Raw genomic sequence first — 21499 nt, forward strand, 5'->3', positions numbered from 1 at the left:
GTTTCCCCCCCGTCTTCATAATGCACCCAATATTTAGAAGAGAAGAATATAACTAGTGTCATTACACCTAAGACAAAAACTAATATCCAAGCCATCGCAGAAGCATATCCCATCTCAAAATGTGTAAAGCCTTTTTGATATAAATAGAGGGTATAAAATAAGGTTGAGTTTATTGGTCCACCAGTACCTTCACTAATAATAAAGGCTGAAGTAAAGACTTGAATTGATTTAATAAGTTCTATTACTAAATTAAAGAATATAACAGGTGATAATAACGGTAATGTCACCCGAAAGAATACTTGTCTTTTCGTACCACCATCTACTGCTGCTGCTTCATACAGTTCCTTGGGTATCTGTTTTAAACCAGCTAAAAAAATGACCATGGAAGCACCGAATTGCCATGTTGCTAAAATAATGATCGTTCCTAACGCATAATCCGGATGTGAAATCCATCCCTGACCTTGTATATTAAAAAATGCTAAAACCTGGTTAATTAAACCATCTATTTCGAAAAGATTCTTCCACAAAATTGCAATAGCAACACTTCCACCTAGTAGTGAAGGCAAATAATAGGTAGTCCGATAAAATCCAATGGCTGCCATTTTTTATTCAATAGAACAGCTACTAAAAGAGCTGCAATTAATTGAGTTGGAACAGCTATAAATACAAATGTCATAGTTACTTTTGCTGATGCAATCCATCTTGTATCTTGAAACATTTCTGAATAGTTTGCCAAGCCAATCCATTCTGGCGGATTGAGTAAATCAAATCGGGTGAATGATAAATATAATGAACTTATCATTGGACCTAATACTAAGCCTAAAAAACCAATCAACCATGGCAATAAAAATATATAGGCAGCAATATATTGTTTCCTGGTTTCTTTTGTCACTCTGGATTTTTTCTTTATCGAATCTAAAGTCATGACTTCTGCGTTTTTCAATTGTCACCCCCCCTCCTAAATATTGAAGTCTTCAATTCAGAGAAACAACGATAATGGTGGTTGTTACGCTGAAATTTCAACTATTGTAAGACTTCAAAAATAGATGTTGAAACAAAGCGACTCACCTTAAACGGAGTCACTTTGTTCTTCATCATTTATTACTCTGCTTCACTGGCGTATTTTTCAATATTTGATAGTAGTTCCTCAAAGTAATCTTCTGCTGCTTCTTCGACAGTTTTCTGATCGTAATAAATAATTTGTGCAGTTTCTGTAAATAGTTGTGTATTTTCGTTATAACCTGGTAAGTTAGGAATATATGGTGCATCAGAAGTTTCACTTACTAGATCGATATACGAGTACACTTTTTCATCTAATTCGCTTGCTTGATCAATTAAATTTTGTCGAACCTCAGAGTTAACAGGTGCACCACGGTCATTTCCTAATATTTCTGTTGCCTCTGTGTTATTAACAAAGAAGTCCATAAATTTTGCTGCTTCTTCTGGATGTGGTGTATCTTTATATGCTGCAAAATACTGACTTGGTCTTAAGGAAATCCCATTCTTACCAGTTTCCGCATTATATGGATATGGATACAATTCAAACTCATCTTCTGTTGCACCCGCATATGCTCCTAGTTGATTACTTGCAATCGATTCAATTGCCACATCACGTTGAACAATTAAAGATTGTTCTGGTGTTTGAGAGGCAGATACTTGTACTTCTGGTATTGCTGCTCCACCACTTTCTCTTAATTCTTTCCATAAGTTAAACCAATCTTTTACATCCTCTGCACCAAAACCGATTTTTCCATCAAGATAGGTATATTTATCACGTTGAGCTAAAAATACCCCAAAACCATCTTCATTAAAGTCACTCGTTCCATACATACCATCCATGTTTTCTGTTATTTGTGGTGTAATTTCCTTAAAGTCTTCCCAAGTCCATTCTTTACTTGGCATTGTGACACCTGCTTCTTCAATAGCTGTTTTATTCACTAACACTCCCCAAGCAGTTGTACCTAAAGTAACTCCATATAATTTTCCATCAAAGGTTGCGGAGTCTAACATGCTTTGAGAATGTAAACTTGTATCCAACTCATTTCCTGCATAATCATCTAATGGTAAAATAACGTCTCTTAATACAAAGTCATTGAGGTTACCACCAAATTGAATAACATCTGGTGCATTTCCTGCAGCTAACTGTGTATTTAATTTGTCAAAATATCCATCAAACCCCGAATACTCAGCCTCAATAGTGACATGTGGATTTTGTTCTTCATACATTTCGATTACTTGTAATGTTCGATCATGACGTTCTTGTCCACCCCCCCACCATGCCACTCGTAAAGTTACGTCTTCTTCTGCCGCTTCAGTATCTTCCTCTGAATCTTCTGTATCTGTTGTGTTTTCTTCCTTCGTGTCTTTTGTAGTGTCATCGCTGCTACTTTCTGAATTACATGCAACTACAAAAGCCATGACCAATGTCAATATAAATAATAATAACAACTTTTTCATAATTAATTACCCCCCCTTTCGAATGTGATAAGTTTATTCTAATTTGTAAGCCTTTTCAAATGAATAAACAAAAGTAAGGGCTTTCATAAAAAAACTTAGGTTTTCTGCCATATTTTAATAATCATAATATATAAAGGATTGTGAAATATAAAAGGGAGGTGAAAAAGATGGCTAAAAGACAATTCAAACTAAAAAATAAAAATATACGCGCTAACACAGAGCAAAATTTTAAACCAACTAATGATGTGCAGGCTACCAGTAAAAGTAAAAGCGACCGGACATAATTCGCCCGGCCGCTTTCATAAGCCTTTTACATCAAACAATTTCCACTGTTATTTTCTCAGAACCTAATTCAGGTGTGATCGTTTTATAACCAACAACATCTATCGTATATGGCTTATTTATTCCTTTTGTTGCGAAAGTTAAGATATTACCTTTTCTCTCAACAGTCAGAGATGCTATATTTTTGCCGTCTGTGTCCATTAATTCTCTTGTCACATTTTTCCCATCTTCTATGGAATAAATTCTGAAAGTAATATTATCTAAATAATTATACGCTGGGGCAGTTTCATTATTACCTACAGGCAGAATCGAATTTTGGCGCACAAAAAGAGGTAAACTTAAATAATCATAGTGCTCTTTAATCCAGGTACCACCCTCTCTCTTTTCACCTGTTAAAAGGTGTGTCCATGTTCCTTGTGGTAAGTAAAAAGAGCCAATCCCTTTATCATTAAAAATAGGTGCGACAAGTATGGAGTCTCCTAACATATATTGTCGATCCAGGGTTTGACATAAAGGATCATCAGGAAATTCCAAGATCATAGAACGCATGACAGGTATGCCTGTTTTATTATTCTCTACAGCTTGAGCGTATAGATATGGCATTAAACTATTTTTTAATTTCGTAAAATGTCTTGCCACATCAACTGCTTCGTCATCAAAATTCCATGGAACACGATAGGAAGAACTACCATGGAAACGACTGTGACTGGAAAGCAAGCCAAATGCTGTCCATCTTTTGAATACATCTGGTGTGGCAGTATTCTCAAATCCACCAATATCATGGCTCCAATAACCAAAGCCTGAAGAAGTTAAAGACAATCCACCACGTAAACTTTCTGCCATCGCTTCGTAAGTGGAATCACAATCCCCACCCCAATGCACAGGAAATTTCTGCCCTCCGGTGGTTGCAGAACGAGCAAATACTATCGCTTCCTTGTCTCCCTTTTCTTGCTTTAATAAATCAAAAACCACTTGATTGTATTGATACGTATAATAATTATGCATTTTGTGTGGATCAGACCCATCATGATAAACCACATCGGTTGGAATACGCTCGCCAAAGTCTGTTTTAAAACAATCGACTCCCATATCAAGTAATGCTTTTAGTTTTTCCTGGAACCACTGACAGGCCTCAGGATTTGTGAAGTCAACTACTCCCATACCTGCTTGCCATAAGTCCCATTGCCAAACATCACCATTCGATTTTTTAAGAAGATATCCGTGTTCCTTCCCTTCCTCAAAAAGTGGAGACTTCTGAGCAATATATGGATTAATCCAAACACATATCTTTAATCCTTTTTCTTTAAGTCGATGAAGCATACCCTCGGGATCCGGAAAATTTCGTCGATCCCAAATAAAGTTACTCCATTCAAATTCCTTCATCCAGAAACAATCAAAATGAAAGACACTAAGTGGAATCTCTCGCTCTGTCATCCCATCGACAAAGTGATTTACGGTTTCCTCGTTATATTCTGTTGTAAACGATGTAGACAGCCATAAGCCAAAGGACCATGCTGGCGGCAATGCTGGTTTGCCTGTCAATTCTGTATAACGACTGACTACTTCTTTTGGTGTAGGTCCATTTATAAAATAATAATCTAAATACTCCCCCCCTTCCACACTGAACTGAGAGCGAGATACGGTTTCTGAACCTAATTCAAAACTAACCTGTTCCGGGTGATTAACGAAAATTCCGTAGCCTTTGCTGCTTAAATAAAATGGAATGTTTTTATACGATTGTTCTGAACTTGTTCCACCATCTTTATTCCAGATATCAACGGTTTGGCCATTTTTAACAAATGGCGTAAATCGCTCCCCCCCAAGACCATATAAATATTCGCCAACACCCAGGCGTAACTGTCCACGCATATAGGTTTTATCCTCAGGACCATTAATCCACGCCAGACCTTTACCATCTATATCTGTTAATCCATCCAATGAATTTTTAAAAAATAGTGAAAAATCTTGTTTGGATATAGCTAGCGTTAGATCTCCACTTACAAAGGTAAGTGTATCCTCTGTTTCTGTAAGATCAATTACATTGGATTGATCAAGCACTTCAAACTTTGGATATCGTTCTCTCTCACCTTTAAAATGCCAGGTTTGCAGTCGAAAAACATTTTCGATAGGGGGGGAAGAAATCTTTATCGTTAACATCGGCCCATCCAACGTACTGCCGCGATGATCGATATACTTACACGGAGCGTATAATGTTACCGCTCTCTCTTCCTCTTCAACCTCATGAACTATTCTGGGAAAATGAATCTGATACCCTTCTCTTACAAGCCAATTTCCATCTGTGAATTTCACTCTTTAATTCTCCTCTCTCGGGGGACAAAGAGCCTGTCCCCCCCTTGTCCCATTGTGATTATTAGCGCCAGGGTACTGATCCCGCATATTGGGATTAATCCTGGAATGTAATTTAATATAATAAATGTGATTAGTACTGCCGCTGCCATAATTATTGTTTTCAATGGAGAGTATAATAAGGATGTAAAGGCAGTTCTCATCGTGCGCAAGATAGACATATGACCCTGTACATAAATCGGAAAAACATATAAACAAAAACAAAGAAAAAAGATCATAACCGATAATATCGGATAATAACTTAACTGAATGATTGGATGATTAATCACCTCAGCTATCGTTAAATTAATATATAACAGGAATCCTGCTAAAGTTAATAACCATCCCATTCCATTGCTTCTTATCAATTCTTTTTTATAAAACCACCAGAAATTTTTAGTGATAGGAATATCACTATTGCCTGTTAACCATTTCCTAACGATATAAAAAGTGGCAGTTAAAGCTGGGAAAAATCCAAACACAACCAAGCCTAATAAAGTAAACAGGATAAAAAGCACGTTGACATATACCAGTCGTAAAATAGAATCAGCCAAATAATATATCCTTTCCATGCCGGTTGTTTCCAACAGATTCACTTCCCTTCCTATTCTTTAACAGAACCTAAGGTTATCCCATGAATAAAATAACGTTGTAAAAATGGATACACCACTAAAATTGGAATCATCGCAATAAAGATTTTTGCAGCATCTAATGTACGATTAGATAATTCACTCATTCTTTTGTATTGATCCTCTGTCATGGTGGACGGATCAACAGAAACTACTAACTGCTGAATATAGGTTTGTAAAGGATAGAATTCTTCTCGTGTCATAAAAATTAAACCATAGAGAAATTCATTCCAATGATACACAATACTAAACAATGAAACCGTAGCTAAGACGGGAATAGATAAGGGGGGGATGAATAACTTGAACAATATATACCATGGTCCTGCTCCATCTACTAAAGCTGCTTCTTCCAGTGACTGCGGTAAATTTCTGAAAAAGTTTATCGTTAAAATAATATTAAAGACAATCGTTTGGGCACCCCCCCCTACCAAAACTAACGCCCAAACACTATTCATTAGATTATATGATTGTATAGTAAGGTATAATGGTATTAATCCACCATTAAACAACATCGTAAAAATTAATGTCCACATTAATACATTTCTTCCCTTAAAATCTTTGACAGTTTTTGATAATGGATATGCCATTAACGGAACAATAATAAAATTCAACCCTGCACCTAAAACCACCCTTTGAATCGAAATCCAAAATGATTTAAAAAATTGACTATCCTGTAATAGTTGTTTATAGGAGTCGAAATTAAAATCTATTGGCCATAAAGCAACAGCACCCGCTGCTGCTGCAGTTTTGGAACTGAAAGATAAAGATAGTGTATACCAAAGGGGGGGTAGGATACAAGTTATTGCAATTAAGACTAGTATCGTAATTAAAATCACATCTGCCATTTTGGAAGATAACGATTTACTTCTCATCATATGCTTATCCTCCTATTAGAAAATACGATATTTTGTGAATCTATAGGCTAAATAATAAGAAAGACTAATCAATATAAATCCAGCTACTGATTTTAACAATCCAACAGCTGTTGCTAGTTCATATTGAAGATTTAATAAACCGGCACGATATACCCACGTATCGATAATATCCCCCAGTAGAATAAACCAATGGATTATATAAGTTAAAAATCTGATCAAAGCCTGCATTCAGTACATTACCCAGACTCAAAACCGCTAACAAAACTGCTGTTGTTCTAATTCCCGGTAAAGTTACATGCCAAAGCATTCTAAGCCTTGATGCCCCCGTCAATTCCTGCTGCTTCATATAATGCAGGGTTAATACCTGTTAACGCTGCTAAATAAATGATCGTGTTAAATCCAAATTCTTTCCAAATATCACTTCCTACTACTAAAAAAGGAAATAAGTCTGCTCTACCAAAAAATAAAATAGGATCCATTCCGAACATTACAAGTAATTGATTAACAGGTCCTTGGAATCCAAAAATATCCAGTAGTACTCCACCTAATATTACCCATGATAAAAAGTGTGGTAAATAAACAATAGTCTGTATCGACCTTTTTAAGCCCAGGTACCGAACTTCATTAAGCATTAACGCAAAAACTAAAGGTACAAATAAATTCCCAACTATTTTCATTATTGCTATAAAAATAGTATTAAAAAACACACTATAGGTATCATTAAGCGAAAACATATATTCGAATGTTTCAAATCCAACAAATTCTGATCCAAATACTCCTTGACCAGGATTGTAGTTTTGAAATGCGATAATAATCCCGAACATTGGCACTATACTAAACAATGTTAACCAAACGAATCCGGGTATCATCATAAAATAATAATGTTTTGCAAATCCTTTTGCCTTCATGACAATATCTCCTTCTCAGCAAATTGTTGATCATTGTAAGAAAACACCGAGCACCATTAGATAAATACAGCAATGGAAGCTAATCATTTCTATTTCTCCATTTGGTAGAAAAGCGCCGAACCGATTCGACGCTTTCCTTTTCTTTTAATGATCAATCTACAACTTCTGTAACTTCCTCAGTAATCTGATCCCCACCTTGGTTTTTCCAGTCTTCAACAAATTGATCAAAAGTATCAAGTGATTCTGTTCCCATAATTATTTTTAAAAATGTTTCATCTTCTAATTTTTTAAGATTTACCCATCTATCTTCCATTGTTTTCGTTTGTGAATATATTAAGCTATTCACACCTTTAATATCTGTATCAACTAGAGGTGCTGTACCAACTAATGCTGAATAGGCTCTCGTCCATTGTCCTAAGTTTGCATTTGGATCCCAATATTGAATATCAGTATTGTCGTATGGCTCTAGTTTAATTTCATGAATCGTATCAACATCAGATTTTAACAATTTATATGCTGGCATGTCGTAAAAATCTTCTGGTTCTTTTGTTCCAGCAAGCACATCCCGAAGCGCTATAGTTGTTACTTCCATTTCATCTGCTGGTGCATAAACAAGTCGCAATGGATAATAACCTGGACCACCGATACTTGGGTCAAATACAGATTCATTTGCTAATAAATTATTTAACATTTTCATTGGAGCTTCTGGATGTTCATAATCTTTTCTAACCACCACGTATTGGGTTGTAGTTGTACTTAGATGTGGAGTATAGTCGCCATTTTCATCAAGTGGAAGTGCATATGATTGCCAGTTTGCTTCCGGATTTTCCTTAATTGCATCTGTAAGTGGTCCATATGGCATCCAGAACGGTCCAAAGAACATGCCGGTGTTACCACTAATAATTGATTCACCAGAATCCTCTCGCACACCCATCTCTGGATCAATTAATCCCTCGCTGTACATATCTCTCAAAACGGCTAATGCTTCCTTAGTTTCAGGTAAAATGGATCCATAAACCGGCTGGCCATCGTCTCCTTCTAACCAGTAACCTGGATAAGCATGTAATGCAGAGAATATTCCATCAAATCCATAAAGATTATTTGTCGATTCTAAAAAGTTTGCATATAGTTTATTACTGGTATCAGGACCAGCTAAACCTATCGTATCATCCTGTCCATTTCCATCAGGATCCTCTTCTACAAATGCGCGTGCTACTTCTTTAAAGTCCTCAAGAGTCTTAGGTGGTTCGAGACCCAGTTTATCTAGCCAATCCTTTCTAATCCATAAATTATGCACACCGTCTGCACTTGCCTGCGAATTGGGCAAAGCCATAATTTTTCCATCAAATGTGACATTTTCAATTGCAATTCCATCTGTACTGTCGATAATTTCTTTTATGGCTGGTGAGGCGTAATTTTCATAAATATCTGTTAAATCTGCTATTTGATCTGCTTCAACCAATTGTCGTAACTCTACGGGTCCAACAACCATTGCATCTGGTAAGTCGTTACTTGCTATTGCTAAACTTACCTTTTGATCGTAATTGGAAGGAGATGCTGTAAAGGCATGCTCTACTTCAATATTCAAGTTTTCTTTCACATGGCGAGTATATTGATTATCGAGCGGTGTATCTCCATCCTGTAAGCTGGTATCACTCGGATCAACTTCTTGTCCGATCGCAATTTTTATTGTCTCATCATAAGCTCCGAATGGATCTGCAGGTTCTGATGAGGTTTCCTCTCCTGTGTCATTTTCCGTATCTCCTTCTGCGGCCTCTTCTGAAGCTGTGTCATCATTGGAACATGCAACTAACACAAACACCATTAATAATAAAAATAATAACTTCTTAAACATTTTTCTCCCCCCTCTTCCTAATAATATTTTGATTACATTACTATCATAACAGTATTGTAAGCGCGTTCAATTGGTGGTATGTGTTTGAAAAAGGGAGATAAATGTATTTAGAAAATAATGATTTTTTAGTTTTGCTCACTAGTAACACATTTATCATACATACCAAAGTCATTTGACCCCCCCTTTTTTGTTTATCTTTCGATATTCACTTGGCAAAAGTCCAGTCGTTTGACGGAATAATTTACTAAAATATTTGATATCTGTATAACCTACCTTCTCTGCAACTACTCTAACCTTTTCTCTTGTATACAACAAATAATGCTTAGCCATATTCATTCTTGCGATACGGATATATTCGTTGAATGTATGACCAACCATCTCTTTAAAGCATCGGCTAAAATAACTTCTACTCATATTAACCTGATATGCAACATCTTGGGCGGTAAGAGGGGGGGACGCTAAGTTTTTTTTAATTATCGAAATAGCCTGAATAATACATTGGTTTGTCTCCGCAGAATAGGAGGAACTATATACTGTCATATAAATTTTTCTTTTGACTTCTGTTAACCAGCTTTCAACGTCTGACCAATAATTTAAATTATCAGGTACATCGATATTTTCCGGCAAAATATCACCGTACACTTTTTTGCAATCATTAATTGCCCACGTTAAATGGGCCTCCAGTTGCTCCTGTGGCAGCCGTGCTTCTTTCAACGTTCTCATCATTTCGTTAAAATCGTCTTGATTTGCTATCCAATCCAAAGAAGGTAATTTTTCTTTCCAGTTAATACGTTGCTTTAAAAAGTCTGTGGTAGTAGGAAGTTGTTCCAATGTTTTAATCGCAATTTGCATGTCGTGATGTAATTCATAAAATAACAGCTGTTCATAATATTTGTTAATAAGCAGTTTCATTTCACTAAATTCCTTATGATTAGAAGGTTTCACACATAACAATGGCCTGATGGTTTGTTCTGATTCAATCAGAAGTGTTACTAGTTCCTCAACAGAATAATTAGGTGTATTTACTATTATACAAGCATTATGCAATGCAACTATATTTTCGTCTTCCATCAGCTCATTTAACACTAACTTACATGTTGCTACTTTTGGGGGGGAAACAAAGCCAAAACCGAAATCAATCGCATCGATATCCTGAATATTCGGCTGCTGTTGTTTAATATATTCTTTTTCAATTCGTTGCTGAATACGATGTAATATTTGATCCATATTATTCTCATCTAACTCAATTTTCGCAATATAATCAATCGCCCCCCCTAATCTCATGGCCTCTTGTATATATTCAAAGTCGCGGTGAAGTGATAAGACTACAATAAAAATTTTCGGATACCTTTCTTTTACAATTCGTATCAATTCAATTCCTGACATAATTGGCATAGCTAAATCAGTAATGATCAAGTCGACTGGTTGTTCTTCGATAAATTGCAAAGCCTTTTCGCCATTTTTTGCATCACCAACAATTTCCATACCAAATTTATTCCATTCAAATGAGGAGATAAGACTTTTGCGTACTAATTTATCATCCTCTACAATCAATACTCGAGTCATTGTTATTCCCCCCCTTAATAAACGGTATCAATAATCTGACGGTCGTTCCTTTATTGACTTCGCTTTGAATCTCTATTTCAGCAAACTCTCCGTATGTTCTTTCCATTACCCGTTTTACATAATTGAGTCCAATTCCCATCCCATTTTGTGTTTGGTGAAAGGAGTTATGATGAAGAATTTCGTCCATTTTTTCCTGGCTCATTCCTCTCCCATCATCACTAACTTCTATAATTATCATATCTTTTTCTAAATTGACGGTTACCGTAATTTTACCTTCGTCCACCAAGCCATGATATATCGAATTCTCTACAAGGGGCTGTAAAATAAATCTAGGAATAGGAGATTGCAAGACATTTTCAGGGACATTAATAATGGTCTGGTAATCAAAATCATACCGAATTTGTTGAAGGACTAAATATTGTTTCATAGAGTCTAATTCCTCTTCCAAATTTGATAGGATTCCTAGTTTTCCCATATTATAATACAATAGCTTGTTTAAAGATGATAATAACTGTGTTAATTCGTTTCTTTCACCAGACATCGCTAACCATTTGGCTGTGTCTAACGTATTCATTAAAAAATGAGGATTAATTTGATGCTTTAATTTTTCGACTTCCAGATCTGCCCGCTTTCTTTCTTTCTGTTCAATTTCCTTTATTAAACTAACAATTTGTGTTCGCATTTCACGAAACCGGTTTATTAAATCTACAAATTCGGGAATTTTTGTTGTCACAACCTCTGAGTGGAAGTTACTATTTCCCATTAGTTTAATTTCATGGCGGAATTCTTTTAATGGTTTATATAGCGTTTTCCATAATAATAGAGAAACAATTAAACTGATAAAAACAAATAAAATAGCAATATACATCATCAATATGCCCCATTGATTCATTTCTTTATTGTATTGTGATATCGGAATCAAAGCTATAATACTCCATCCTTTTTTTGTCTTCTCTTCAAACCAATAAAAGCCATTGAATTTGCCATATCCTTTTTCATCCCCCATTAAAGGTACTCTTTAACGGCAAATTGTCATTTTCACTATAAATGACTTTGTTAAGATCATCGAGCAGAATATACTCTGCATTATTCATAACGTTATCTACTTCTAACAGATCATTTGTTAAATCAAGATTAGATTCTAAATAGATATAAATATCGTTGGCATAATTGACATCCAGCTTTCTTACAATAGACATCACATATTTGTTTTTATATCGTTCCATACTTATATGAGGTCCATAGGTATTCATATTATATCCCTCAGTTAACACAGGACCATTTTTCAAAGAAAATTCATCTTTCACTCCATGATTATAAAAGAGATATTCCTGTTGACCTTCTAAATATAATAAAGATAAACCAACTCCGGGATTACTGAAAGTGATCACATTTAATTCGTTTTTAATATCTTCATAAACTTTTACTCTATCATATGATTGCGCTGTATGCAGATAATCATTTAATTTAAAGGATATATTGTCTGAAAAAGCAATTTGCTGTGCCACATAATTTAAATCGTCTACTGTATTTTCTAATGACAATCGAATTTGTTGTAAATTACTATTAAAGGTTGTATGCAGTTTATTCGTTAAAATATTGGACATGGAGATATAGGAAATTAATATAGTGAACGACAGAAGCAAAAAGGTACTAAGGGCAAAAACGAATGAAATTCTACTTTTTAAACTTAATTTCTCAAAAAAATGAACAATTAATCGCCAGCGCTTCTTCATTTAATCCCCCCCCTATTATATTTGTAAACGCCCCCCCCATTTTAAACATATTATACCTCGTAGGCACCTATTTAGATTCCAGGGGATCAGCGTGATCTGAAACCACTTTGTAAAGTGGTTTTCTTTACAAAGTTAGTTGAAGAGCATGCCCCCTGGAAAGCGAAATGGGCAAGTCGAAGCGGCTTTTACAACTATCCTGCCTTTCAAAATGACCACTTAAATCCATAGTTATAAATATTCAATTACTACGCATCATCTTCTTATTATGCAGTAAAAAATCTAAAAAACAATTAAAGAAACAATCCTAGTAATCCAGCAAAAATAGCATAGATGATCATTGGTATCAGTGTCATCCGGATAATTAAACCTTCTTTACCTACTAATCCGACCACAGAGGCAGCAGCTACAACATTCACTACACAGATCATATTACCAGCATTTGCCCCCCATTACCTGTAACCCAACTATAGTAGTCGGCTCTAACCCTACTTGGTCCGCTACAGAAAATTGAAACAATGAAAACATCATATTACTGAATGTTGCACTACCAGAAATAAATGAACCTAATGCTCCAATGAATGGTGCCATGATCGGCCAGCTGCTGCCTAATAACTCAGAAGCTTGATAGGCTAATTCAACTGGCATACTTTCAAATCCCGCATCATTTATACCAGAATTGATGAAGATACGTACCATAGGAACAGCCGTAAACAATGTGATTGCCGTTCCAATCAATGTTTTACCTGATGTTGATAAGGCTCTTGTTAACTCTTTCACACTCATTTTATGATAGAAGAATGTAATAATTACTACAATAATAAAGACTGTTCCAGGTAAATACAAGGGTTCAAATACAGCTGAAGTCGAAGTCCCTAAAATATTTTCCCAACCCACTTTTACGCTTGTTAACCATTCTTTAAAAGGTAAAATTTCTAGTCTTGTTAAGATTAGCAGAAGACCTAACAATTGATAAGGAACCCATGCTTTCCATAATGACATTTTCTTTTTAGTTTCTTCTTTTGCAATAGGTAAATTACCTAACCATTCTTTCGGCCACTCTTCACGATCTGCAAATTCCCATGTTTCCTTCGGCATAAGAAACCCTTTTTTCACAGCGAACAGGATGATCACTAAACCAAAGAGGCCACCTATAATTGAAGGAAACTCTGGTCCAATAAAAGTAGCTACGATAAATGCAGGAACAGTAAAGCTTAGCCCTGCGAAAATAGCAAATGGCCACATTTTCAAACCATGTTTCCAAGACTTTTCTTCGCCAAAGAAACGTGTTAAAAGAACTACCATAATAAGTGGCATTAATGTACCTGTAATTAAATCAAATTGCATCACTTGACTGGCTATTACTTTCATATATTCACCAATTGACATTTCATCTAAGAAAACAGCAACCATAGATGCAACTCCGCCGCCTTCCATTAACCCTTGCTCGACTCCTACAATAATTGGAGTACCAACAGCACCGAATGACACCGGGCTACTGTCAGCAATTAACGCTAAGACAACTGCAGCCAGTGGTGGGAATCCGAGAACAACAAGCAATGGCGCGACAATTGCAGCGGGAGTTCCAAATCCGGCAGCACCTTCAATAAAAGCACCAAAAAGCCATGCAATAATAATCACTTGTACACGACGATCAGGTGTAACATCCATGTAAAATTTACGAATGGTATCTATAGCACCACTTTTTTGTAACGTATTGAGAAGAAGAATTGCTCCAAAAACAATATAAAGAATCGAAACGCCAATCAAAATCCCTTCAAAAATAGATGCGCTAATTTGTAAGAAAGGTACTTTCCAATAAAAGAATGCTAAAATAGCAGTAACAGCCAAACTAATTGGCATTCCTTTCATCGCAGGCATTCTCAATAAGACCAGAAATAAGAACACTGCTAAAATTGGGGGGGTTAATGCAACAAATGTCATCATGTTTAATCACTCCATTTATAACTTAATACATGTATTGTAACACAAATTAAACTTAAATGTGAATTATTTCACATAATATACAAAAATATATAATCGATAGTCGTTATATTGTATTTTCTTTTTTAAAAATTTATTTTTCCGACGACAATACAATTAAGACAAAAAGCAAAGAGAAAGCTATATCTTCCCATATCCATAGACCTAATTCGTCAAAATTAGATTCATTTCCCGGGAAATGAATCTTCCTTGTATTATCAGTATAACTAAATATTGCACATTTTAATAAACCATATTTTTCTTAAAATTCTGCTATCTTTTAAAATATCTAATACAAAAAGACGAAGATTATATCCTCGTCTAGTGTACTTTCAAGATAATTTTCCCTATATTTTTGTTAGCCTCCATATGTTGATGGGCCTTCGCAACATCTTCAATCGAAAATACCTGATCGATCACAGGAGTTAACACTTTCTTCTCAAAATAATGAATAGTGTTCTCATAAAAATCTCTAGTTAAATCTGCTTTATATTGATCGCTTCTAGGAGTTAATAAGGTACCAGTTAGCTGGATTCGCTTAGCCATTAATTTCATTAAATTAAATTCCTTCAGCGTACTTCCACCTAGCAGGCCAATTAATATCCAACGCCCATCTACTGCAATACTATGATAATTTTTCTCCCAATAGTTTGCCCCCAACAAAATCTAAAATTAGATCAACACCTGTATTTCTAGTTTCTTTTATTACGGCTTCTTCAAAAGCTTCTGATTTATAATTAATCACAAGATCTGCTCCTAATCTTTTGCAAACTTGTAATTTTTCATGTGAACCTGCTGTAGTAATCACCTTTGCTTGTGACAGAGTTTTAGCCAATTGAATTGCTGCGGTTCCTACTCCACTCCCCCCAGCATGAATAAGAACGGTTTCACCTTTAGATAATCTGCCTATCCAATACAATGTTTGATAGGCCGTTAAAAAAACCTCTGGTATAGCTGCTGCGTCTTCGAAAGTTAGCGATTCAGGTATCAGCATAGCACGATTTGCTGGCATGGCTACCTTATCAGCATAAGCCCCACCATTTACTATCCCCCCCATTACTCTGTCACCTTTAGCAAATCCTTTGCATCCATTAGAATCCGCTACAATTCCGGCAACTTCAACCCCGATAACTGGATTCTTGGCATAGCCCGACTTGCCTTCTCTATTTAAAATATCTGTACGATTAACAGCTGTAGCTTGAACATCTATTAAGATTTCACCTTTTTGCAGTAGTGGTTCATCTAATTCCACAAATGCTAATTCTTCTGGACCTCCAGGTTGTTTCGCAATAACACCACGCATCTATATACCTCCTTCATTTCTTGGTTAAGGTATTCTTTTATACTTTTCGAAAGGATCTTCTCTCAGCATATGTTACACATTTATAACAAACTGGCACCTTTTCGTCGTGATCATTATAATAATAATTTGGATTGACTGGTTTTTTTCCACACATGGCGCATTTTTTAGGTTGAAATAACTTCTTCCATATTCCCATAAACCATTCCTCCTTATCTACATTATAACTGTCACTTAAGTGTGATTCCAACTATTTACTTTTTTATCCACTCGTCGATTGGCATTGGTTTATCAAATAAGTATCCCTGCCCAAGATCACAATCTAATTCTTTTAATGCTTCTAGTTGCCACTCATGTTCAATTCCTTCAGATACTACTCTTAGATCTAAATTTAAACCTATGTCAATCATCGTCTTCACAATCAGTAAACTCTTTTCATTATCAATTTCATCAATAAATGCTTTATCGATTTTTATCGTATCAATAGGTAAATCCCTTAACAAATAGAAAGAAGAATAACCTGTACCAAAATCATCAATTGCTATTTTTACTCCTAGCTCATGTAAACCATGAATGATTTGCATCGAAGTATCAACATTCTGCATCATGCTTTCAGTGATTTCCAATTCTAAACAAGTTGGATCTAATCCTGTTTCTTCAACAATTTCTTTTACGATCGTAACAAATCCTTCTTCCATTTGTTTAGATGATACATTGACAGCTATCAACGAACCTGTCATTCCGTTTTCTTGTAATTGTTTTATTTCTGCACATGCTGTTCTCATTACCCATTCCCCTATGGCATGGATTTGCCCTGTATCTTCTGCAATTGGAATAAACTCTGCTGGAGAAATTAATCCAAGAGTTGGATGTTTCCATCTCAAAAGTGCTTCTAATCCTCTTCTTTTACCAGTGTCTAAGCAATGGATCGGTTGATAAACCAGAAACAGTTGATTTTCTGCTATCGATTTTTCTAAATCAATCTCGAGCTGCATTCTTCTCATTAACATATCATTTAAATTTTCATCAAAAAAATAATAACGATTTTTCCCGAGGACTTTGGCCTGATACATGGCAGCATCCGCATGCTTTAATAGTAAGTCTTCTGTTACCACATTATTAGAATACGAACTAATACCGATGCTCGGAGTGATGGTTATTTCATATTGTTCTAACTGAAAAGGTTGAGTGAAAGCAGACAGAATACTTTCTGCCACATGCCTGCTTTCTAGCTCTGTAGCATCTGATATTAAAATAATAAACTCATCTCCACCGATTCGATAAATCTCATATTTAGGAATCAGTACTTGCTTTAATCTGGCTGCAGCCTCTTTTAATACGAGATCACCTGCATAATGACCAAATGTATCGTTAATATTTTTAAATCGATCTAAATCCATTAGTAAAACTGCCACAGAAAAATTTTCTGCTTCTGCTTTTTTTAATATTTTTTGTGATTCTTTTTTAAAACTTGTACGATTTTTCAATAAAGTAAGCGAATCATGATAGGCTAAATGTTGATACTCACGAACCAGTTTTTTGTTATGATTCAAGATAATAATTTGTCGAACTATAATCATTATAAATACAATACTAATTCCTAAACTTAACGAATTCAATTCCCAATCATAGCTTTCAGTTACAAGAATTAATAGAAGAAGCGCTCCGATATACGGAAAATAAGTTTCTTTTGAAAATAAAGTATTCACACGATTCTTGTCACTTAATTTCTGATCCAAGTTAATAAATTTAGCAGAGCCACCGATTAATAGAAGCGAAAATAACCATAGAGAATCAATGAAAGGAAGAAAGGAATTTAGCTCATTCATTTTCACCACAACATGCATCAGTTGAACAATAATTTGAAGGAAAATCCCACCTAAATAGAAAAGTATTGAATTTTTTTCGCAACTATAGACATTCAAATAATATAAATTTGTTAGCGCGAACATAAGGCATAAATAGACTATTTGATACAAAATAGTGATGATCGTTAGTAAAAGCGAATCATGCGCAAAAAACACAACAGGCTCAAACAGGTAATGAATACTAATAGCGATGGCGATAACCATAAATACATATATGTTAAAAAGATAGGGACCAGTTGATATACTCGTTTCAATTACTTTTATTTTATACACTGTTGCAGCTAAAAACAGAATATATGAAATAAGCCATAATATAAAGCATATAAGTGGATACTCATATCCACCAGTAATCATAATATTTATAATCCAAATACTATTCGAAATCATATATACAGCCATACCTATCCCAATAAAAATCCAAAAGTTCTTCTGCTCGGTTGATGATTGATGATAAGCAGAACGTATCCACGATAAAATAAAAAATACAGCTACTACTGGTCCAGTAATTGGAAGTAATACGCTTAACAGCAGAAAATCCTCTAATAATAATAATAGGATATAATATCCTATTCCAGTAAGTAATAGCTTCACTAAAAATGATGTTAACCTTGGGTGCATCCGTATCCCTACCTTCGTTCTTTGCGTCTAATATAGTTCAAATTAATCAAATAATTGAGTATTAATTGATTATATTTTACTACATTTTAAAGACATTTTGGGGGATTAAAAGAAATAATTTTTATTTTATTATTTTCTTTGTTACTTTACCAATTCATTTTAAGCAATAAAGAAGTACTTTTAAAGGAGGAATTTTTTTGAAAAAGGGAAACAACATGTCAAGTCTTCAAAAAGAAAGTCAATTAGCACAGGCACAACATTCAATCTCACATCTCCAACAGGCTATTCAGCAGGCTCAAAGTCATCATAATGAGGAAATATTAGCACAAATCCAGCATTCTTTAGATCGGACAGAGCGATCTGTACTCCAAGCTGAAACTGTCACTGACAATGAGCAAGCAATTGTTCTCATTCAGCAGGAATGCAGACAACATCTAGCTGTAAGATAATAGATTTTCACGCAATGATTATGTCTAAAATTTGGATGAGATCTTCTCTCAACGGGACTTTAGACGATGATTAAGTTGAAAATCTCGATCAGAGGTGCTTTCACCGGGTTTTTACCAATAATTATATGTGGAATCCTGATGAGAGATGTCTTCATTGGGATATCCCTAATGGTTAAAATTTACTTGATTTATACTCTCCCTCCTCTTATTTCGCATATAGTTTCAGCACACATTACTCTCAATTGAAACATTCGCTGATATGTGTACCTTTTATTAAAAGCGGGAATAATAAAGAAAAATAATAGAAGGAGGAAATTAAAATGCATCATCATCTAAACGGCAAGGTCGCAATTATAACGGGAGGAAGTTCAGGGATAGGGCGTGCCTCTGCTATTGATCTCGCAAAAGAGGGCGTAAAGGTGTGTTTAATCGACATAAAAGAGGATAAAGCAAAAGATGTAAAGGCTGAAATCGAAGCACTAGGCAGTGAAGCAATGATTGTCGATGCTGATCTTTCTGATGCGAACAGAGTCAAAAATGCCATTCAACAGGTAATCGATCAATGGGGGGGCAAGTTAGATATTATTTTTGCCAATGGTGGTATAAATGGCGTTTTGGCACCTATTGAAGATTTAGAACCGGAGGATTGGGACAAAACAATTAATACAAATTTAAAAGGAACTTTTCATACGGTGAAATATGCGATCCCATATATGAAGGAAAGTGGAGGCAGTATCATCATCACGAGTTCTGTTAATGGTAATCGAATCTTTTCCAGCTTTGGGATGTCAGCCTATAGCACCTCAAAAGCAGGTCAAATGGCATTCGGAAAGATGGCTGCATTAGAGCTGGCCCAGTACAAAATCAGAGTCAATATCATATGTCCAGGGGGGCAATTAAAACCAATATAGGCGAAAATACTGAAAAAACACCAGAACTAGACAAAATTAATATTCCAGTTAAATTTCCTGAAGGTGATAAGCCTCTTGATAGCCGTCCTGGAAAACCTGAAGAAATTGCCCAGCTTGTTACTTTCCTTGCTTCCGATTTATCGAGTCATATTACGGGTACAGAGTTGTTCATTGATGGAGCCGAATCTTTGCTGAAATAAAGTGAGACTATGATTTATGGGGGGGTTTTTACCCCCTACTGATCATTAGCTAAACTTATCATGGTGTTAGCGTCTGTTTACCCCCGATTAGCCACTTAGCTTGCTTGTGTTACTTGAAGTGGGTCTTACAGACGTTTAGCACCGTGGTAAATAACAGCAAAGAGACAAAAGTAATTTATCTCTATTCTATTTCCTGATTTACAGGGAAACCATTTTTCACGGTTTGATCATTTTTCATAAAAGGCATAACCAAATCATTTTACCATTTTAATCATGGTTGGTTGGGCAGGTTCTATTTCTATTTTTCACCTTAACGTACTTCACGAACACCAAACTCATCTTCCACCACTAATATTTTATAGCCCAGCAAGGTAAAACCTCCTCATATTTAAGCAATACTTTATAGGTAATAATAAAAAAACCAGTGCACCCCCCCACTTTTTCATGACAGGACACCTACTTTTTTAATCGTATTAGGTATTGTACACCATTCATCTAGTGCAAAGCATTGTTTCTCATCTTTTTTTCATCAAATTGTCAATGTTTAAATAAAGCTTAGTTGCAAATAATATGATATTATATACGAAGATAGATGAATTGGAGGTAGAGAAATGGGTAAACGTATTTTATTATTTTTGTTAACGAACATTCTCGTAATGACAACAATTGTAATCGTATGGACTGTTATTACCAAATACACTGGCATTAATGGTTCGTTCCAAATGAATGGCCAAATAAATTATGGGACATTAATGATTTTCAGTATTGTTGTTGGTTTTACCGGAGCATTTATCTCCCTTGCTATGTCACGATGGATGGCAAAAATGATGATGAAAGTACAAGTAATTGATCCTAATAATCCCGCAAATGCCTATGAACGCGTCGTTTACGAAAAAGTAGAGCGCTTATCACGTGCTGCTGGATTAACACATACACCGCAAGTCGGTATTTATCAATCAGCTGAAATCAATGCCTTTGCAACAGGTCCAACAAAAAAACGCTCTTTAGTAGCAGTGTCAGCTGGTCTATTACAAAATATGGATGATGATGCTGTAGAGGGTATTATTGCTCACGAAGTAGCACACGTAGCAAATGGTGACATGGTAACAATGACACTGTTACAGGGAATTGTTAACACGTTTGTTGTGTTTTTCTCTCGGATCGCAGCGATCATTGTTTCACGCTTTGTTCGTTCTGAAATTCAATGGATTGTTCAATTTGCAGCGATCATTGTTTTCCAAATTTTATTCTCGATTCTCGGCAGTATTGTCGTCAGCGCCTATTCCCGTCACCGTGAATATCACGCGGACAAAGGTGGAGCAGACTTAGCAGGCCGTGACAAAATGGCACATGCTCTACGATCATTAAAAATGCATGTAGACCGGGCAAAAGTTGATGACCGCACCGACGATTCAGCCATTCAGACTATGAAAATAAACGGAAAAAGCAACTTTATAAGCCTATTCTCGACTCACCCACCACTAGACGACCGCATCGCCAGATTAGAACAACGTTAAAA

At 35.5% G+C, this 21499-nt stretch carries 16 protein-coding genes and 3 pseudogenes; 3 read left to right on the top strand and 16 right to left on the bottom strand.

The genetic code is table 11. The features are described 5' to 3' along the window. Positions 1 to 2 precede the first annotated feature (2 nt). The 16 genes and pseudogenes from JCM21714_RS24720 to JCM21714_RS09365 form a co-directional block, all read right to left on the bottom strand. Positions 3 to 925: pseudogene (locus JCM21714_RS24720) on the bottom strand (carbohydrate ABC transporter permease); the annotation flags it as partial. 176 nt (positions 926 to 1101) lie between these two features. Beyond that, positions 1102 to 2457, bottom strand: coding sequence for an ABC transporter substrate-binding protein (locus JCM21714_RS09315; RefSeq protein WP_035723693.1), 1356 nt, complete (start codon positions 2455 to 2457; stop codon positions 1102 to 1104). Between the two features lie 315 nt (positions 2458 to 2772). Then, on the bottom strand, positions 2773 to 5049 hold the full coding sequence (gene yicI, locus JCM21714_RS09320; protein ID WP_035723696.1) for an alpha-xylosidase: 2277 nt from the start codon (positions 5047 to 5049) through the stop codon (positions 2773 to 2775). Further along, the gene (locus tag JCM21714_RS09325) at positions 5046 to 5672 is read right to left on the bottom strand and encodes a YesL family protein (RefSeq protein WP_052000497.1); all 627 of its coding nucleotides are present in this window, start codon (positions 5670 to 5672) and stop codon (positions 5046 to 5048) included. The genes yicI and JCM21714_RS09325 overlap by 4 nt, the downstream gene beginning before the upstream one ends. A 17-nt stretch (positions 5673 to 5689) precedes the next feature. After that, the gene (locus tag JCM21714_RS09330; protein WP_035723706.1) at positions 5690 to 6589 is read right to left on the bottom strand and encodes a carbohydrate ABC transporter permease; all 900 of its coding nucleotides are present in this window, start codon (positions 6587 to 6589) and stop codon (positions 5690 to 5692) included. Positions 6590 to 6604: 15 nt separating this feature from the next. Then, a pseudogene (locus JCM21714_RS09335) lies at positions 6605 to 7497 on the bottom strand (ABC transporter permease). A gap of 151 nt (positions 7498 to 7648) precedes the next feature. After that, on the bottom strand, positions 7649 to 9352 hold the full coding sequence (locus JCM21714_RS09340; RefSeq protein WP_035723708.1) for an extracellular solute-binding protein: 1704 nt from the start codon (positions 9350 to 9352) through the stop codon (positions 7649 to 7651). Between the two features lie 168 nt (positions 9353 to 9520). Continuing rightward, positions 9521 to 10918, bottom strand: coding sequence for a response regulator transcription factor (locus tag JCM21714_RS09345; protein ID WP_035723710.1), 1398 nt, complete (start codon positions 10916 to 10918; stop codon positions 9521 to 9523). Next, the gene (locus JCM21714_RS18320; protein WP_052000498.1) at positions 10890 to 11924 is read right to left on the bottom strand and encodes a sensor histidine kinase; all 1035 of its coding nucleotides are present in this window, start codon (positions 11922 to 11924) and stop codon (positions 10890 to 10892) included. Before JCM21714_RS18320 ends, JCM21714_RS09345 begins: the two co-directional genes overlap by 29 nt. Beyond that, the gene (locus JCM21714_RS18325; protein WP_052000499.1) at positions 11914 to 12654 is read right to left on the bottom strand and encodes a hypothetical protein; all 741 of its coding nucleotides are present in this window, start codon (positions 12652 to 12654) and stop codon (positions 11914 to 11916) included. Before JCM21714_RS18325 ends, JCM21714_RS18320 begins: the two co-directional genes overlap by 11 nt. Positions 12655 to 12944: 290 nt before the next feature. Further along, positions 12945 to 13082: an L-lactate permease gene (locus tag JCM21714_RS21355; protein WP_235182738.1), complete on the bottom strand. Its 138-nt coding sequence runs from the start codon at positions 13080 to 13082 to the stop codon at positions 12945 to 12947. Between the two features lies 1 nt (position 13083). Further along, positions 13084 to 14598, bottom strand: coding sequence for an L-lactate permease (locus tag JCM21714_RS09355; protein ID WP_235182739.1), 1515 nt, complete (start codon positions 14596 to 14598; stop codon positions 13084 to 13086). Positions 14599 to 14955: 357 nt separating this feature from the next. Beyond that, the gene (locus tag JCM21714_RS23995; RefSeq protein ID WP_369403523.1) at positions 14956 to 15297 is read right to left on the bottom strand and encodes a zinc-binding dehydrogenase; all 342 of its coding nucleotides are present in this window, start codon (positions 15295 to 15297) and stop codon (positions 14956 to 14958) included. Continuing rightward, complete coding sequence (locus JCM21714_RS09360; RefSeq protein ID WP_369403524.1) at positions 15260 to 15937, bottom strand: zinc-binding dehydrogenase; 678 nt, start codon at positions 15935 to 15937, stop codon at positions 15260 to 15262. Before JCM21714_RS09360 ends, JCM21714_RS23995 begins: the two co-directional genes overlap by 38 nt. 37 nt (positions 15938 to 15974) lie before the next feature. Beyond that, complete coding sequence (locus tag JCM21714_RS20365) at positions 15975 to 16133, bottom strand: hypothetical protein (protein WP_162833701.1); 159 nt, start codon at positions 16131 to 16133, stop codon at positions 15975 to 15977. A 55-nt stretch (positions 16134 to 16188) separates the two neighbouring features. After that, the gene (locus JCM21714_RS09365; protein WP_084040661.1) at positions 16189 to 18420 is read right to left on the bottom strand and encodes a putative bifunctional diguanylate cyclase/phosphodiesterase; all 2232 of its coding nucleotides are present in this window, start codon (positions 18418 to 18420) and stop codon (positions 16189 to 16191) included. Positions 18421 to 18617: 197 nt separating this feature from the next. On the opposite strand from JCM21714_RS09365, the gene JCM21714_RS09370 reads away from it, so the two are divergent. From JCM21714_RS09370 to htpX, 3 genes and pseudogenes are all read left to right on the top strand, one after another. After that, positions 18618 to 18869, top strand: coding sequence for a hypothetical protein (locus tag JCM21714_RS09370; RefSeq protein WP_035723712.1), 252 nt, complete (start codon positions 18618 to 18620; stop codon positions 18867 to 18869). A gap of 320 nt (positions 18870 to 19189) precedes the next feature. Further along, positions 19190 to 19980 (top strand): annotated as a pseudogene (locus JCM21714_RS09375) (SDR family oxidoreductase). 611 nt (positions 19981 to 20591) lie between these two features. Continuing rightward, a complete protein-coding gene (gene htpX, locus JCM21714_RS09380) occupies positions 20592 to 21497 on the top strand; it encodes a protease HtpX (protein WP_035723714.1) in 906 nt (301 codons plus the stop codon). Positions 21498 to 21499: the final 2 nt, after the last annotated feature.

The organism is Gracilibacillus boraciitolerans JCM 21714 (assembly GCF_000521485.1).
Lineage (GTDB): Bacteria > Bacillota > Bacilli > Bacillales > Amphibacillaceae > Gracilibacillus > Gracilibacillus boraciitolerans.

Coding starts and splice junctions, on each gene's coding strand:
- JCM21714_RS09315 (WP_035723693.1), bottom strand. CDS start 2,457: ATGAAAAAGTTGTTATTATTATTTATATTGACATTGGTCATGGCTTTT.
- JCM21714_RS09360 (WP_369403524.1), bottom strand. CDS start 15,937: ATGCGTGGTGTTATTGCGAAACAACCTGGAGGTCCAGAAGAATTAGCA.
- JCM21714_RS09340 (WP_035723708.1), bottom strand. CDS start 9,352: ATGTTTAAGAAGTTATTATTTTTATTATTAATGGTGTTTGTGTTAGTT.
- JCM21714_RS09355 (WP_235182739.1), bottom strand. CDS start 14,598: ATGATGACATTTGTTGCATTAACCCCCCCAATTTTAGCAGTGTTCTTA.
- JCM21714_RS09330 (WP_035723706.1), bottom strand. CDS start 6,589: ATGATGAGAAGTAAATCGTTATCTTCCAAAATGGCAGATGTGATTTTA.
- JCM21714_RS20365 (WP_162833701.1), bottom strand. CDS start 16,133: ATGGGAATATGGAAGAAGTTATTTCAACCTAAAAAATGCGCCATGTGT.
- JCM21714_RS21355 (WP_235182738.1), bottom strand. CDS start 13,082: ATGATCTGTGTAGTGAATGTTGTAGCTGCTGCCTCTGTGGTCGGATTA.
- htpX (WP_035723714.1), top strand. CDS start 20,592: ATGGGTAAACGTATTTTATTATTTTTGTTAACGAACATTCTCGTAATG.
- JCM21714_RS18320 (WP_052000498.1), bottom strand. CDS start 11,924: ATGGGGGATGAAAAAGGATATGGCAAATTCAATGGCTTTTATTGGTTT.
- JCM21714_RS18325 (WP_052000499.1), bottom strand. CDS start 12,654: ATGAAGAAGCGCTGGCGATTAATTGTTCATTTTTTTGAGAAATTAAGT.
- JCM21714_RS09365 (WP_084040661.1), bottom strand. CDS start 18,420: ATGCACCCAAGGTTAACATCATTTTTAGTGAAGCTATTACTTACTGGA.
- JCM21714_RS09345 (WP_035723710.1), bottom strand. CDS start 10,918: ATGACTCGAGTATTGATTGTAGAGGATGATAAATTAGTACGCAAAAGT.